We start from the raw sequence: 15,637 nt of genomic DNA on the forward strand, positions 1-15,637 counted from the left end.
ATGGCAAACTTAAAAGAAATACGTAACAGAATTACTTCTATTAAATCGACAATGCAGATTACCTCTGCCATGAAAATGGTATCGGCTGCAAAGTTGAAAAAAGCTCAAGATGCAATTACTGCAATGCGTCCATATTCATCTAAGCTTACAGAATTACTTCAAAGCTTAAGCGCTACTTTAGATAGCGATGCTGGAGGATCTTATTCTACACATAGAGAAGTAAATAAAGTATTATTAGTTTCAATTACCTCTAACAGAGGTTTGTGCGGCGGTTTTAACTCTTCTATTATTAAGAAGACCATAAATACTATCAACGAAAAATATCAAGGAACTCAGGTTGATCTTTTTACTATTGGTAAAAAAGGAAACGACATTTTATCTAAAGAATATTCTATTATTGAAAACAGAAATGATGTTTTTGATAATTTAACTTATGATACTGTAGCTGAAGTTGCTGAAAAGTTAATGAGTTTGTATGTAGATGGTTCTTACGATAAAATCGAAATCATTTATAACCAGTTTAAAAACGCTGCAACTCAAATTCCTCAAGTTGAACAATTTTTACCAATTCAACCGGTAGAAACAGACAAGACTGTAGTTTTAGATTACATTTTTGAGCCTTCTAAAGAGGAGATTGTACTAGAATTGATTCCAAAGTCATTAAAGACACAGTTATACAAATCTATAAGAGATAGTTTTGCTTCTGAACACGGAGCTCGTATGACTGCGATGCATAAAGCTACAGATAATGCAACAGAATTACGTGATGAGTTATTATTAACGTATAACAAAGCACGTCAGGCAGCAATTACTAACGAGATTTTAGAAATTGTTGGTGGAGCTGAAGCTTTAAACAACTAAACAAATCAAACCTAAATAAAAAAAGCGAATCAAAATTGATTCGCTTTTTTTATTTTATTAATTCTTCTATTGTCTTATAAATGGAATTAATATCTATACCACATATTTGTTGTAATTCATCAACGGTACCATGATGTATAAATTCATCTGGAATTCCTAAAACTTTAATTTTCATTTGATAATTGTTTTCTGAAGCAAATTCTAAAACGGCACTTCCAAAACCTCCTTTAATAGTTCCATCTTCAATCGTAATTATTTTACCAAATTTTTGGAAAATAGTGTGTAATAAATTTTCATCTAACGGTTTTATAAAACGCATATCATAATGTGCAACATCAACTGTATTATCGATATTTTTAATAGCTTCTGAAACATTATCTGCTATTGTTCCTAAAGATAAAACAGCTACTTTATTTCCTTCTTTTAAAACACTTCCTTTTCCAATTTCAATTCTTTTAAAAGGAATTTGCCAGTTTTCAATCTTTCCTCTACCTCTTGGGTAACGAATCACAATTGGATGGTCTAAACCTAATTGTGATGTATATAATATATTTCTTAACTCAATTTCATTGCGTGGAGCAAAAACAACCATATTAGGGATGCACCGTAAGTACGCTAAATCAAAAATACCATGATGCGTTGCTCCATCTTCACCAACCAATCCTGCTCTATCTAGACAAAAAACAACAGGCAAATTTTGAATGGCAACATCGTGAATAACTTGATCATATGCACGTTGCATAAAAGTAGAATAGATATTACAAAATGGAATTAATCCTTGTGTAGCCATACCTGCAGCTAAAGTTACGGCATGTTGTTCTGCGATACCAACATCAAATGTTCTGCTAGGAAACTCCTCTAACATAAACTTTAACGAACTTCCTGTAAGCATTGCTGGTGTAATACCAACAATTTTATCATTGTTTTTAGCGAGTTCTACAATAGTTCTCCCAAATACATCTTGAAATTTAGTAAACTTATTATTTTCTTTTGGGAGTACATTACCAGAAACTTTATCAAACTTTCCTGGTGCATGGTATTGAACTTGGTTTTCTTCAGCTTGACGTAATCCTTTTCCTTTAGTAGTAATTACGTGTAAAAACTTAGGACCTTCAATTTCTTTTAATCGATTTAATTCTGATAAAAGTTCCACAAGATTATGTCCATCAATAGGCCCTGAATAATCAAAATTTAAGGCTTCAAAAATATTTTGTTGTTCTATATCACTGCTAACAGATTTAATTCTAGTTAGGTAATCTTTTAATGCTCCCACTGAAGGATCAATTCCAATCGCATTATCGTTTAAAATAACCAACAAATTAGCATTGGTATCTCCAGCATGATTCAATGCTTCGAAAGCCATACCACTAGCTATTGACGCATCACCTATAACTGCAATATGATGTTTCTTTTCTCCTTTTAATTGAGAAGCAATGGCCATACCCAAAGCAGCAGAAATTGAAGTGGAAGAATGTCCCACCCCAAAACTATCGTATACACTTTCATTCCTTTTTGGAAAACCAGAAATTCCGTTACGTTGTCTATTGGTATGAAAATTTTCTCTTCTACCCGTTAGAATTTTATGTCCGTAAGCTTGATGTCCAACGTCCCAAACCAATAAATCATTAGGAGTATCAAATATATAATGAAGCGCAATGGTAAGTTCTACGACTCCCAAACTTGCTCCTAAATGTCCTTCTTTTGTTGCTACTATATCTATAATAAAATCACGAAGTTCTTTCGCTAATTGTGGTAGCTCAGAAGGTTGTAATTGCCTAACATCCGAAGGAAAAAAAATATTTTCTAACACCTTTTTTGCCATAGCACAAATGTACTAAAACTTTGTTGTAGCTTTGCTGTATGAGTAAATTGTATTTGGTACCGACACCTATCGGAAATTTAGAAGATATGACCTTTCGTGCTATTAAGGTATTGAAAGAAGTAGATTATATTTTAGCGGAAGATACACGTACGAGTGGCAAATTATTAAAGCATTTTGATATTAATACACCTATGCAGTCTCATCATATGCATAATGAGCATAAAACAGTGGATATGATTGTGAAAAGAATTCAAAGTGGTGAAACATTTGCACTCATTTCTGATGCGGGTACACCTGCAATTTCAGACCCTGGATTTTTACTTACAAGAGCTTGTATTCAAAACGGAATAGAAATAGAATGTTTACCTGGGGCTACTGCTTTTGTTCCTGCTTTGGTAAATTCTGGTTTACCTAACGATAAGTTTGTTTTTGAAGGTTTTTTACCAGTAAAAAAAGGACGTCAAACGCGTTTACAGTTTTTAGCTGAAGAAACAAGAACGATGATTTTTTATGAAAGTCCACATAAATTAATTAAAACACTAACTCATTTTTCTGAATACTTTGGCAAAGATAGAAATGCTTCTATCTCAAGAGAATTATCAAAATTATTTGAAGAAACAAAACGAGGTACTTTACAAGAATTACTATCATATTATACGGAGAAACCAGCTAAAGGTGAAATTGTGATTATTGTTGAGGGAAAAAAGTAATTCGTAAAGTTTTTAAAGAACAATTATTAGTCTTTAGTTTACTATTTTTGTACTTCAAATTTTTCAAATGAATACATTTCATCCTCTTAAAATAAAAAATATCATAAAAGAAACCTCAGATGCTGTTTCTATCATTTTTGATATTCCAACCCATTTGCAAAACGATTTCACGTTTATTGCAGGGCAATACATTACAATTAAGGCAACTATTAAAGGAGAAGAGGTTCGTAGAGCTTATTCTTTATGTTCATCTCCTAAAAGTGGGGAAATTAAAGTTGCTGTGAAAGCAGTTGAAAATGGAATGTTTTCTGTCTATGCAACTACTGAATTAAAAATAGGTGACACATTAGAAGTTTCTAAACCAGAAGGTAAATTTATATTACAACCACAAGCTGATAAAAACTACATTGGTTTTGCTGCTGGAAGTGGAATTACACCTATTTTATCAATGATAAAATCTGTTTTAGAAAGTGAACCTTCTTCAACTTTTACGTTGATTTATGGTAATAAAAGTGTTACTGATACTATCTTTTTTAATGATTTAAATATTTTAGAACAAAACTATCCTCAACAATTCAAGTTACATTACGTTTTTAGTAGAGAGCAACAAGAAAATGCTTTATTTGGTCGTATTGAGAAAGGGCAAGTAAACTACTTTGTAAAGAACTTATACAAAGATATTTCTTTTAGTAACGCCTTTTTATGTGGTCCTGAAGAAATGATCGAAACAATTTCTGAAACTTTACAAGACAACGGATTTACATCAGAAAACATTTCTTATGAATTATTTTCAGCATCTATAGACGAAGAGGCAGCGGCGCAAGTTAAAGAAGGCGAAAGTGAAATTACTGTAGTCTTAGATGATGAAGAAACTACTTTTACGATGAAACAAACCGACAATATACTTTCGGCAAGTTTACGTCACAAATTAGATGCTCCATATTCATGTCAAGGAGGTGTTTGTAGTAGTTGTATAGCTAAAGTTACAGAAGGTAAAGCCGTTATGGTTAAGAATCAGATTTTAACAGATGATGAACTCGAAGATGGTTTTATTTTAACTTGTCAAGCCCACCCTACTACTCCAAAAATCGTAGTTGATTTTGATGATGTATAGTAAATAATGTATATTTAATAAATGGATTTCTACGATTTTAAAAATGCTTTTTTTATTGGAGTTTTTATGGCTCTTATGATTGGACCTGTTTTTTTTATGCTTTTAAAAACCAGCGTTTTAAAAGGCGCTCGTGCTGCTATCGCTTTTGATTTAGGGGTTATTATGGGCGATATTTCTTTTATGTTAATTGCTTATTTTGGAAGTAGAAGTTTACTAGAAGAAATAAAGAATGATCCACGATTATTTTTAGTAGGCGGATTGGTACTTATTGTATATGGTATTATTACGTATTTAGATAAAAGTAATAAAAAAGAAATAGACGAAGATGAAATTAAAGTGCCTGAAGAAAACAATTACTTTAGACTTTTAGTAAAAGGCTTTTTGTTAAACTTCATTAATATTGGTGTTTTAGCTTTTTGGTTAGGTTTATTAGTAGTTGTAGGCCCTACTTTAGATATGAATCCTACTTCTATTTTTTGGTATTTAACCACCGTAATTATAGGATATGCTGTAACCGATTTAGGCAAAATACTACTAGCAAAACAATTAAAAAACAAATTAACTCCTTTAGTAATTTATCGCGTAAAAAGAGGAATGGGCATTTTACTCATTGTTTTTGGTGCTGTATTAATGTTAAAAGGTTTTATTCCGAGGGAAAAAATTGACACCATTATCGAAAAAGTAGAAAAAACTACTAAAAACCGATAATCAATTTGGCTATTGAAAAGTAGATTAAAATCCCAAAAATATCATTACTGGTTGTTATAAAAGGTCCTGTTGCAATTGCCGGATCGATTCCTCTTTTATTTAAAAACAGTGGAATAGAAGTTCCAATTAAGCCCGCAATAATAATAACAGAAAATAAGGATACAGATATTGCAAAAGCTAGTTTGATATTTTCTTTAGTTATCCAAATAAAAATAAACAGAAAAATAGCTAAAAAAAAGCCATTTACCATTGCTAACGAAATCTCTTTAAGTAACCTTTTTAAAATACTCCCTTTTATACCATCATTAGCCAATCCTTGTACTATGATTGCAGATGATTGCACTCCTACATTTCCTGCCATTGCGGCGATAAGAGGTGTAAACATAAATAAAACTGCATTTTTAGCCATAGCCCCCTCAAAAAGCCCCATAATACTAGCCGCACTTAACCCTCCTACTAAACCTAGAAACAACCAAGGTAAACGCGCTTTTGTAAGAACCAATATACTATCATCTGCCTCTACATCTTGTGTAATACCCGCCGCTAACTGATAATCTTTATCTGCCTCTTCCTTAATAACTTCTACAATATCATCAATGGTAATTCGCCCCACTAAAACCCCTAATTCATCAACTACAGGAATCGCTTCTAAATCGTATTTACGCATTACGTTTGCAACATCTTCTGCCGCATCATTTACGTTTACAAAATCTACATTAGGAATGTATACATCTGCAATTTTAGATCGCGTAGAGGCCATTAATAAATCTTTCAACGAAAGGCGTCCTTTTAGTTTTCCACCGTCATCAATTACATAGATAGAATGTACTCGTGTTACTTCTTCTGCTTGAGCACGCATTTCTTTTACACAACGTAAAACCGTCCAATTTTCATTTACTTTTACCAGCTCTTTCGCCATTAACCCCCCTGCAGAATTTTCGTCATAACGTAGTAATTCTACAATTTCTTTGGCATGCTCTTCATCGTCTATCTCTTGCATTACTTCCTGCTTTCTTTCTTCAGGAAGTTCTGCAATTACATCAGCGGCATCATCAGTATCTAACTCATCAATTTCACTAGCAATTTCTTTAGCGGTAAGTTGTTCAAATATTTTTTCACGAACCTCATCATCTACATCTAATAAAACCTCAGCTGTTGTTTCACTATCTAACAAACGGATAATATAAACCGCTTCATCAAACGATAAATCGTCTAATACTTCAGCAATATCTGCATGGTGAACATCTAAAAATAATTCCGAAAGCGCTGTGTCTTTTTGATTACTAATAAGTTCTGAAACGTTCTCTAAAAGTTCTTTGGTAATATCAAATGCCATCGTTAGCAATTTTATCCGTCAATTCAATAAATTCTTGCACCGACAATTGTTCGGGACGCATTACAAAGATAGGGTCTTCTTTTAAAGTATCCGATAAGTTGAAAGATTTTAAGCTACTTCGTAACATTTTTCTTCGTTGATTAAAAGCTGTTTTTACCACACGGAAAAATAACTTTTCATCAACAGGAAGTGTATAATTCTCTTTTCTAATGAGTCGTATAACTCCGCTATCTACTTTTGGTGGCGGATTAAATACTGTTGGCGGAACTGTAAACAAATATTCTACATCGTAAAAAGCTTGCGTTAATACAGACAAAATTCCATATACCTTACTACCTGCTTTTTCAGCAATTCGTTGTGCCACTTCTTTTTGAAACATACCAGAAAATTCTGGCACAAATTCACGATTTTCTATTGCTTTAAATACAATTTGGGTAGAGATGTTGTATGGAAAATTTCCAATAATAGCTACTTGTTTCCCAGGAAATACTTCTTGTAAATTCTGTTTTAAAAAATCACCTTCAATAATTTTAAATTTATCTGCGGATGTATCTAATTTAATATGCTCTACTGGAAACGTTTCATGTAAATAAGCAACCGATTCTCTATCGAGTTCCATTACGGTAACTTTCGATTTTTTTTGTAATAAGTATTTAGTAAGCACACCCATTCCTGGACCGATTTCTAATACATTATCATAACCTTTTTCAGTAAGCGAATCGGCTATTTTTTTTGCTACATTTTCATCAGTTAAAAAATGTTGGCCAAGATGTTTTTTTGCTCTAACAGACATAATTATTGTTTACCTACCCAAGGTTTTAAGTCTTTTCTTAATTCTTTTTCAAGATTAGTTATAATAAATTGTATTACTTCTTTTGATGAATTATTATGAGAAAGTTCGTAAAATGAAACTCTTATTTCTGCTATTTTTACTAGCCATTTTCTTTCTAACAATTTTAATCCATAAGTAGAACTTTTATAACTATCATTATAATGTTTTAAAATTCTTTCTTGTAATTTTTCTGATTTTCCTATGTAAAAAACATTCCAATTATCTTTTATAAAATAGTCTGATATATTTTTACGAATACTTGGAAAATTTACGGTTTTATCTTCAATCCATTGTTTTTTAAAAAAATTTAAGTCAAAATTATTTTTAGGTTTGATTGAAAACAAATAGACACCCGCTTTTTTAGGAATATTTTGAAAGTTACTATCTTCTAATTTAAAAGTATTCTTTTTAAAATGTTTTAAACTATCTTTTTTTAAAACAGGTAATAATTCGTCCCAAGACTGTTGTAATTTAAAAGAGAAATTTTCTATATTCATTAATTACTTGAAACCGTTGGATAAAATTCTTCAATCACTCTTAACTCAGTACGAAAAGCCACCATTTTATCTGCAAACTTCATCATTGCATCACTTCTTAGCTTATCTGCATTGTGTTTATAGTAATCATCTAAATCTTCTCGCGTTTTAGCAGTATATTGAATTGAATAGGTAACTCCTCCCATTTCTTCTTCTACTAAAACCTGAGTCATTTTAGCACTTATAAAACGGCCTGTTGCTAATACTTCTGGTATGTGTTCTTGAATCCATACTAGCCATTCATCATGAACGCTTTCGTCTATATTTATTGTTACATTATATATGTACATAATTTTGTTTTTATTGGTGAATATTTGAACACTTTTACAATTTTCAACCCTATTAATTTATAGTATCCCCCCTTAATTTTCTAAACTTTTTTCGTGCATCTACCAAATAAATACTTGATGGATGTTCAAAAATAATCTTTTGGTAATATTCTGATGCCTTTTCAGGATTATTTAATTCGTTCTTGTAGAGTTCTGCCATTTGATAATACACATCATCTACTAAAATACCTTTTGCATCTATTGTAATAATCTTATCAAAATTTGAAATCGCAGCCTCGTATTTTTTTTGTTTGATATATAGTTTTGCTTGTTTAAATAATGCTTCGTCTTCAATAGATTGCCCTTTAAATTCTTTAATAACCTCGTTTAAAACAACTATTGCTTCATCATCTTTATTTTGATAGGCTAATAAATCTGCTTTCGCGTATTTTGCTAATCCGGAGGGAATACTGTCTTTTGGTTCATTATCTGAAATGGTTAAAAACAAATTTGCAGCATCGTTTGCAATAAGTTGTGTTGCAGAGCCTTTTAATATTTTTAATTGTGCTTTGGCCCAGGTAAAATCGTTTTTAAAATACGATGTTTGGGCTACTTTAAACCGTGCTTCTTGTCCTAATTCGTGATTTGGAAACTTTGTTTGAACTTGTGAAAAATAAATTAATGCTTTGTTAAATTGATTTCGATACACTAAAACATCTCCTATTTTTAGCTTTACTTTTCCTTTTTGAAACTTAGAATTTGCATGTTGTAAAGCTTCCTCTAAAATTATATTGGCTTTTTGAGGTTCGTTTTTGTCAAAGGTTAAATAATCTGCATAGGCTACTTGAATAGAAAAAGTATTGGTGTTAATACCATAATTAGTAAATATTTTTTGAAATTCTTCCTCTACATTCGGTTGTTTTGTAGCCACAGAAATTAATAAATTCATATAAATTGCATGGAATTTATCTGTAGGGTAATTTGTTTTTTCGATCACAAAATCGAAACTGTTTTTGGCCGTTTCGTAGTCTTTGTTTTCGAAAGCTATTTTACCCACTTCTTTAATTCCAGCTAAATTATTTGCATCTCTAATGTATAACGCTTTCTGTTGAATTAATGCTTTATTATACTCTTTTTGATTCGTAAATAACCAAGCTAACAAATTGTTCCAAACATCTTTAGGGTTACTTGCCGATTTACGCAACAATGCTTTTTTAAACAAAATATTATTCTCGTTTTCACTATCGTCATTCACATATCTCGCAGTGTATCTTTTTACCGTGTTTAAATAATTATCATTTTTATCTAAGAAATTAATATACTCTTCAAACATATAAGCAAAATCTCCTTTTTCTCCATATATCTGAGCAATTTGAAATCCATAATTTGAATTCTCATTATAATTACTTGCTTTTTTATAGGCTTCAATCGCTAAATCTAACTTGTTGTAATTTTTAAACATATTAGCAATTGTTCCTCCGTTGTTTGAATTCTCGTCTATTGATTTTAACGCTTTATCATAATATTTTTGTGCGAGATCATTCTGTTGTTGACGCTCGTAATTATATCCTAAAAAAACATTTAAAAAAGATAAGTTCGGTTGACTATTTAATTTTTGCTGAAGTAATTTTTCTGCTACAATAAACTGATCGGTTTCTTGATAACAACTTATTAATCTTTGTAAATATGTTGTGTTGTAAGGACTTTTATCAACTAATTTTTTATAAATCTGAGATGCTTTTTCAAATTCATTATTTCTAAAATAATTTTCTGCAAGCACATATTCATTTCCTTGCGCAAAAGAAAACGTACTAAAAATCAGTAAAATAAAAAGAGAAATGTAGTTTTTCATCAATCAAAAGTAGGGAAGAAAAATGTTAATTTAATATTAAATTGAATCGTTTTACAAAATATTCTGTAACATTTTGGCACGGACTTTGTCTTATGTGTATAAGAACTAACAAATTTTTAATTATGAAAAACTTAACTAAACAATACGAGATGGCAAAAAGAAATGCTAATCAATTTATGCAAAACGGACAAATAGGTGCTTATTTTGAAGCGCTATTAGAAATGAACAAATACAAAAGATTAATGGTTGCAATTGTTGCAAATTAATATAGTAGTATCCAGTAATCAGTTAGCGCGCAACTGACTACTGAACACTTTTAAAATCATCAATCTATCATATTAAATCCGCAATACGGAACCAATACTTCTGGAATTCTAATTCCTTCTGCAGTTTGATAATTTTCCAATATACCCGCCAAAACTCTTGGCAATGCTAATGAACTTCCATTTAAGGTATGCACCAATTGTGTTTTTCCTTCTTTATTTTTAAAACGTAGCTTTAATCTGTTTGCTTGAAATGTTTCAAAATTTGATGCAGAACTAATTTCTAACCATCGGTCTTGTGCTGTAGAAAATAATTCAAAATCAAATGTTAATGCAGAAGTAAAACCTGTATCACCACCACACAAACGTAAAATTCTGTACGGTAATTTTAACTCACGTAAAATTTCCTTGATATGCTCCACCATTCCATTTAATGCTTGGTAAGAATTATCTGGATGCTCAATACGAACAATTTCTACTTTATCAAATTGATGCAAACGATTTAATCCACGAACATGCGCACCATAGCTTCCTGCTTCACGACGAAAACATGGTGTATACCCTGTAACCGAAATTGGCAATTCACCTTCTTGTAATAAATCTCCACGGAACATATTTGTTACTGGAACTTCGGCGGTAGGAATTAAATACAAATCATCAACTCCAACATGATACATTTGCCCTTCTTTATCTGGTAACTGACCTGTACCAAAACCTGATGCTTCATTTACCAAGTGCGGAACTTGTACTTCTTTATAACCTGCAGCTGTATTTTTATCTAAAAAATAGTTGATTAAAGCACGTTGTAAACGAGCTCCTTTTCCTTTATAAACAGGAAAACCAGCACCTGTAATTTTTGCTCCTAAATCAAAATCAATAATATCGTACTTTTTCGCTAATTCCCAATGTGGTAAAGCATGTTCACCTAAATCTGGAATAATTCCTTCTTTATAAACCTCTTCGTTATCTTCCTCGTTTTTTCCTTTCTTTACTGAAGCATGAGGCACATTCGGAATTTGATATAACAATTCTTGTAATTCGTCTGATACTGTATTCAACACATCCGTTAATTCTTTAGATTGCTCTTTTAACTGACTTGTTTTTTCCTTTAATAAATTGGCTTTTTGTTTTTCTCCTGATTTAAAGAGATTACCGATTTCTTTGGATAGTTTATTCGATTCTGCCAACACATTATCTAACAACACTTGAGTAGATCTTCTAGTTTCATCAGCATTTAATACCTGATTTAATATTTCTTCTGCATCAACAAAATTACGTTTTGCTAATCCGTCTAAAACAGTTTGTTTGTTGTCTCGAATAAACTGAACTTGTAACATCTTTTTAAATTTTTAAGAAAAGCAAAGATACACGAAGCAACAGACTTTAGCAACGTGTTGTTACAGATTATTCTTGATGTATTCTCGGGAAGTTTTTTCGTCTTTTTTTAGTTGAATAATAAGCTCATTAACCGAGTTAAATTTTTGTTCATCTCTAAGAAAAAAAATAAGTTCTATATTAAGTTCTTTTCCGTATAAATCTTTATCAAAATCAAAAAAATGAGTTTCTATCGTTTGATGTTTTCCATCAACCGTTGGTCGATTACCGATATTCATCATTCCATAAACTTGTTTATTTTCTACGAATGATTTTACCACATAAACTCCTGTTTTCGGTATCAATTTATAATCTTCAGCAACATCAATATTTGCTGTTGGAAAACCGATGGTTCCTCCCAATTGTTTTCCATTAACCACTTTTCCTTTTAATGAAAAATTGTAGCCAAGATATTTATTAGCGGTTTTTAATTCGCCTCCCGCTAAAGCTCTTCTAATCTTGGTTGAACTCACAGAAACATCATCAATATCTTGGGCAGGAATTTCTTCTACTTTAAAATCGTACAAATGACTATATTCGGTAAGCTGCTCAATGTTTCCTTCTCTGTTTTTACCAAAATGATGATCGTAGCCAATAATTAATTTAGATATATTTAACTTGTTAACGAGAATGTCGCGCACAAAATCCAACGCAGTTAATCGAGAAAATTCTTTACTAAACGGATGAATAATTAGATAATCTAATCCAGTTTTTTCTAGCAGTTTCGCACGCTCATTAATTGTATTAATCAATTCTATTGATACATCCTTTTGCAATACCATTCTTGGGTGTGGGAAAAAAGTTAAAACAACGGATTGTTTTCCGTTTGCCTTCGCTTCAGCAACTAACTTTTCTATGATTTTTTGATGTCCAATATGCACACCATCAAAAGTTCCAATAGTAACATATGTTCTCTGAATTGGAGTAAAGTCGAAAATTGAATGGATAATTTCCAAATTAAGCTTAAATTTAAGCAAATTTACAAGTTAATTCTCAGTAAAGAAATTCATCTTAAAAATATGTTGTCAAAATATGATAATGGCAAAAATAATGCTTATTAAGTATAGGAATAACAAAAAAACAAGGTAAATATTTTGTAAATCAAAAAAAGTTGTATTTTGCACAATAGTTAACAAATATTCACATTATGATAAAAAAATTATTACTAGTTGCATTTGCACTGTTTGGTGGCGCAATGATGGTTGCACAAACCACTATTACGGGAACAGTAAATGATGCGTCTTTAGGTGGTCCTCTTCCAGGGGCCAACATTAAAGTTTCTAGAAAGGCAGTGGGGACTAACACTGATTTTGATGGAAAATTTACTTTACAAGTAACGGATACACCTCCGTTTACTATTGAAATTTCTTCGTTAGGATATCATTCTAAAACAGTAGAAATTACCAAAAACAATCAAGATGTTACGGTAGATTTAGAAGAAAATGCTACTTCTTTGGATGAAGTTGTTGTTTCTGCTTCTAGAACTCCAGAACGTGTTATGGAATCTCCGGTAACTATTGAGAGATTCGATTCAAGAGCAATTAAAAACACAACTGCCCCTTCATTCTATGATGGGTTAGAAAATTTAAAAGGAGTAGATATTAACACAAGTAGTTTAACGTTTAAATCGGTAAACACTCGTGGTTTTGCTGCTTTTGCTAACGAACGTTTCGTTCAATTAGTAGATGGGATGGATAATGCTTCTCCTGCTTTAAACTTTGCTTTGGGTAACTTATTAGGGCTATCTGAATTAGATGTAAAAAGCGTTGAAATTCTACCTGGTGCTTCTTCTGCTTTATATGGAGCCAATGCATTTAACGGTATTATGTTAATGACAAGTAAAAGCCCTTTTAACGATCAGGGTATAAGTGCTGTTATAAAGACAGGATTAACTAGCCAACAGGCAGCTGGCGACAATGAGTTTTATGATGCAAGTATCCGTATGGCTCATACATTTGATGATTATTTTGCAGCTAAAGCTTCTTTATCCTACGTAAAAGGTGAAGAATGGCATGCTACTGATTATAGAAATACAACAGGTGTTGGTGGTACATACATTCCTGGTTTTAGAGAGGTAGGTAATCCTGATTCTGCAATAGATTATGATGGGGTTAATGTATATGGTGATGAAGTTGGAACAAATATTAGAACTGCCTCTGGTTTAGGTATCATCCCTGATGTTCGTGTAACAAGAACAGGTTACAACGAAGTAGATTTAATGAGTAATGAGGCTAAGAGTATGAAATTTGGAGCATCTCTACACTACCGTCCATTAGGAAATGATAGAGTTGAAATTATTTGGAACTCTAAATATGGTAGAGGTAATACTATTTACCAAGGTCAAAACCGATATAATATTGCTAACTTCTTTATGGAGCAACATAAATTAGAAGTAAGAGGTAAAAACTTTTTTGTTAGAGGTTATTATACTGGAGAAGATGCTGGTGATTCTTATGATACTCGTTTTGCCGGAATTAATATCAACAGACAATGGAAATCCGACGAAGATTGGTTTGGAGATTATATCCAAACATATGCTGGTGCTGTGTTAACAAATCCTACGATTGATCCAAAAACTGCTCATTTTCTTGCAAGACAAGCCGCAGACACTGGTCGTTTGTTACCAGGAACTGCAGGTTTTAAAGCTGCTTTTGATAAAGTTACTAATGATCCTGATTTAAAAACAGGAGCAAAATTTAAAGATAATACCAATTTATATCATGCTGATGGTAACTTAAACTTACGTGATTATATTGATTGGGCAGAAATTCAATTTGGTGCTTCTTATAGACAATACAATTTGAACTCATATGGTACAATATATACTGATAGTAACGATCCAATTACCTATGATGAATATGGAGTTTATACTCAACTACAAAAGAAAATGATGGATGAGCGCTTAAAACTAACAGCTTCTGCTCGTTATGATAAAGCGATAAATTTTGATGGAAATGTTTCTCCTCGTGTATCATTGGCATATGCGGCTGGTGAAAGTAAAAATCACAACTTTAGATTGTCTTTTCAAACAGGTTTTAGAAATCCAACAACTCAAGATCAGTACATTGGTTTAGATACAGGTGGAGGTACTTTAATTGGTACTGCTGAAGATAACTTAGACAGATTCACTTCTTTACCAATTAATGTTAGTCCATCGGGTCAAGCCTTATCAGGATTGGGAGCTACAACTACTTATACAGGTAGAGATGCTTTTGAAAACGCTTTTTCTGCTAAATCTATAGAGGCAGGAAACCCAACTAAGTCAAATTTTGATTTAGTAAAACCAGAAAAAGTAACTTCTTTTGAAGTAGGGTATCGTGGTGCTTTACCAACTGGAGACAACAAATTAGGGGTTGATTTTAGTGCATATTACAACGACTATAAAGATTTTATTTCTATCAAAAATATTGCCGTACCTTTTTATGGTGTGGCAGGTGATCCTGGTGTTCAAGGTCAATTAGCATTGGCTGCACTACAAAATGGAGATTATGCTGGTGTTGGTTTTAGAACAAACTCTACTGCAGATATTAGTTCTTATGGTATTGGTTTAGGATTAGATACTAAAGTTTTTAATGGTTTTAATGTAGGTTTAAATTATACATGGTCTAAGTTTGATTTTGATCAAGCCTCTGATCCTGATTTTGAAGCTGGCTTCAACACACCAGAACACAAAGTAAAATTACAATTTGGACACACTGATTTGTTTGAAAACTTCGGATTCAATATTAACCTACGTTGGCAAGATGAATACTATTGGGAATCTTCTTTCTTAGAAGGCAAAGTAGACGCAAGAACTACCTTAGATGCTCAAATGAACTATAAAATACCTTCTATAAAGTCTGTATTTAAAGTAGGAGGAGCTAATTTAACTGGTCAAGAATATTTTAGTGCGCCTGGTATTGGTGCAGTAGGTTCTCAGTTCTATATTTCTTGGACAATTAATAACTAAAAAAATGAAAA

The 15,637-nt window shown here is 31.9% G+C and carries 14 protein-coding genes; 6 read left to right on the forward strand and 8 right to left on the reverse strand.

Annotation, left to right across the window (positions count from 1 at the left end):
- Positions 1-861, forward strand: coding sequence for an ATP synthase F1 subunit gamma (gene atpG, locus C7447_RS01740; RefSeq protein ID WP_148868457.1), 861 nt, complete (start codon positions 1-3; stop codon positions 859-861).
- 49 nt (positions 862-910) lie between these two features.
- On the opposite strand, the gene dxs is transcribed toward atpG, so the two are convergent.
- On the reverse strand, positions 911-2,683 hold the full coding sequence (dxs, locus tag C7447_RS01745; RefSeq protein ID WP_148868458.1) for a 1-deoxy-D-xylulose-5-phosphate synthase: 1,773 nt from the start codon (positions 2,681-2,683) through the stop codon (positions 911-913).
- A gap of 38 nt (positions 2,684-2,721) precedes the next feature.
- Between dxs and rsmI the strand changes: the two genes are divergently transcribed.
- The 3 genes from rsmI to C7447_RS01760 all read left to right on the forward strand — a co-directional run bounded on the left by rsmI (position 2,722) and on the right by C7447_RS01760 (position 5,215).
- Positions 2,722-3,393: a 16S rRNA (cytidine(1402)-2'-O)-methyltransferase gene (gene rsmI / locus C7447_RS01750; protein ID WP_148868459.1), complete on the forward strand. Its 672-nt coding sequence runs from the start codon at positions 2,722-2,724 to the stop codon at positions 3,391-3,393.
- 67 nt (positions 3,394-3,460) lie between these two features.
- Positions 3,461-4,507: a 2Fe-2S iron-sulfur cluster-binding protein gene (locus C7447_RS01755; RefSeq protein WP_148868460.1), complete on the forward strand. Its 1,047-nt coding sequence runs from the start codon at positions 3,461-3,463 to the stop codon at positions 4,505-4,507.
- 21 nt (positions 4,508-4,528) lie between these two features.
- Positions 4,529-5,215: a LysE family translocator gene (locus C7447_RS01760; protein ID WP_148868461.1), complete on the forward strand. Its 687-nt coding sequence runs from the start codon at positions 4,529-4,531 to the stop codon at positions 5,213-5,215.
- Here the strand turns inward: C7447_RS01760 and mgtE are convergent.
- From mgtE to C7447_RS01785, 5 genes are read right to left on the reverse strand one after another with little or no spacing between them, the layout of a single operon-like run.
- On the reverse strand, positions 5,202-6,551 hold the full coding sequence (mgtE, locus tag C7447_RS01765; RefSeq protein WP_148868462.1) for a magnesium transporter: 1,350 nt from the start codon (positions 6,549-6,551) through the stop codon (positions 5,202-5,204). The two genes, C7447_RS01760 and mgtE, sit on opposite strands and share 14 nt — an antisense overlap.
- Entirely contained in the window at positions 6,541-7,344 is an 804-nt protein-coding gene (gene rsmA / locus C7447_RS01770) for a 16S rRNA (adenine(1518)-N(6)/adenine(1519)-N(6))-dimethyltransferase RsmA (protein WP_148868463.1), read from the reverse strand. Before rsmA ends, mgtE begins: the two co-directional genes overlap by 11 nt.
- 2 nt (positions 7,345-7,346) lie before the next feature.
- A complete protein-coding gene (locus C7447_RS01775) occupies positions 7,347-7,880 on the reverse strand; it encodes a hypothetical protein (RefSeq protein WP_148868464.1) in 534 nt (177 codons plus the stop codon).
- Positions 7,880-8,209, reverse strand: coding sequence for a DUF4286 family protein (locus tag C7447_RS01780; RefSeq protein ID WP_148868465.1), 330 nt, complete (start codon positions 8,207-8,209; stop codon positions 7,880-7,882). Before C7447_RS01780 ends, C7447_RS01775 begins: the two co-directional genes overlap by 1 nt.
- A 52-nt stretch (positions 8,210-8,261) precedes the next feature.
- On the reverse strand, positions 8,262-10,040 hold the full coding sequence (locus C7447_RS01785; protein WP_211354887.1) for a tetratricopeptide repeat protein: 1,779 nt from the start codon (positions 10,038-10,040) through the stop codon (positions 8,262-8,264).
- Between the two features lie 122 nt (positions 10,041-10,162).
- Between C7447_RS01785 and C7447_RS14700 the strand changes: the two genes are divergently transcribed.
- Positions 10,163-10,306, forward strand: a complete 144-nt coding sequence (locus tag C7447_RS14700) for a hypothetical protein (protein WP_170245868.1) — start codon at positions 10,163-10,165, stop codon at positions 10,304-10,306.
- 59 nt (positions 10,307-10,365) lie between these two features.
- On the opposite strand, the gene serS is transcribed toward C7447_RS14700, so the two are convergent.
- Both serS and C7447_RS01795 read right to left on the reverse strand, forming a co-directional pair.
- A complete protein-coding gene (gene serS / locus C7447_RS01790; protein WP_148868467.1) occupies positions 10,366-11,640 on the reverse strand; it encodes a serine--tRNA ligase in 1,275 nt (424 codons plus the stop codon).
- Positions 11,641-11,700: 60 nt separating this feature from the next.
- Entirely contained in the window at positions 11,701-12,633 is a 933-nt protein-coding gene (locus C7447_RS01795) for a bifunctional riboflavin kinase/FAD synthetase (protein WP_148868468.1), read from the reverse strand.
- Positions 12,634-12,824: 191 nt separating this feature from the next.
- Between C7447_RS01795 and C7447_RS01800 the strand changes: the two genes are divergently transcribed.
- Entirely contained in the window at positions 12,825-15,626 is a 2,802-nt protein-coding gene (locus tag C7447_RS01800; RefSeq protein WP_148868469.1) for a TonB-dependent receptor, read from the forward strand.
- The last annotated feature ends 11 nt before the right edge of the window (positions 15,627-15,637 follow it).

The organism is Tenacibaculum adriaticum (genome assembly GCF_008124875.1).
GTDB lineage: Bacteria > Bacteroidota > Bacteroidia > Flavobacteriales > Flavobacteriaceae > Polaribacter > Polaribacter adriaticus.

Bases quoted from the DNA above. Each gene is read 5' to 3' on its own strand.
- C7447_RS01780 (WP_148868465.1), bottom strand. From the start codon at position 8,209: ATGTACATATATAATGTAACAATAAATATAGACGAAAGCGTTCATGAT.
- C7447_RS01785 (WP_211354887.1), bottom strand. From the start codon at position 10,040: ATGAAAAACTACATTTCTCTTTTTATTTTACTGATTTTTAGTACGTTT.
- dxs (WP_148868458.1), bottom strand. From the start codon at position 2,683: ATGGCAAAAAAGGTGTTAGAAAATATTTTTTTTCCTTCGGATGTTAGG.
- rsmA (WP_148868463.1), bottom strand. From the start codon at position 7,344: ATGTCTGTTAGAGCAAAAAAACATCTTGGCCAACATTTTTTAACTGAT.
- C7447_RS01800 (WP_148868469.1), top strand. From the start codon at position 12,825: ATGATAAAAAAATTATTACTAGTTGCATTTGCACTGTTTGGTGGCGCA.
- serS (WP_148868467.1), bottom strand. From the start codon at position 11,640: ATGTTACAAGTTCAGTTTATTCGAGACAACAAACAAACTGTTTTAGAC.
- C7447_RS14700 (WP_170245868.1), top strand. From the start codon at position 10,163: ATGAAAAACTTAACTAAACAATACGAGATGGCAAAAAGAAATGCTAAT.
- rsmI (WP_148868459.1), top strand. From the start codon at position 2,722: ATGAGTAAATTGTATTTGGTACCGACACCTATCGGAAATTTAGAAGAT.
- C7447_RS01760 (WP_148868461.1), top strand. From the start codon at position 4,529: ATGGATTTCTACGATTTTAAAAATGCTTTTTTTATTGGAGTTTTTATG.
- C7447_RS01775 (WP_148868464.1), bottom strand. From the start codon at position 7,880: ATGAATATAGAAAATTTCTCTTTTAAATTACAACAGTCTTGGGACGAA.
- C7447_RS01755 (WP_148868460.1), top strand. From the start codon at position 3,461: ATGAATACATTTCATCCTCTTAAAATAAAAAATATCATAAAAGAAACC.
- mgtE (WP_148868462.1), bottom strand. From the start codon at position 6,551: ATGGCATTTGATATTACCAAAGAACTTTTAGAGAACGTTTCAGAACTT.
- atpG (WP_148868457.1), top strand. From the start codon at position 1: ATGGCAAACTTAAAAGAAATACGTAACAGAATTACTTCTATTAAATCG.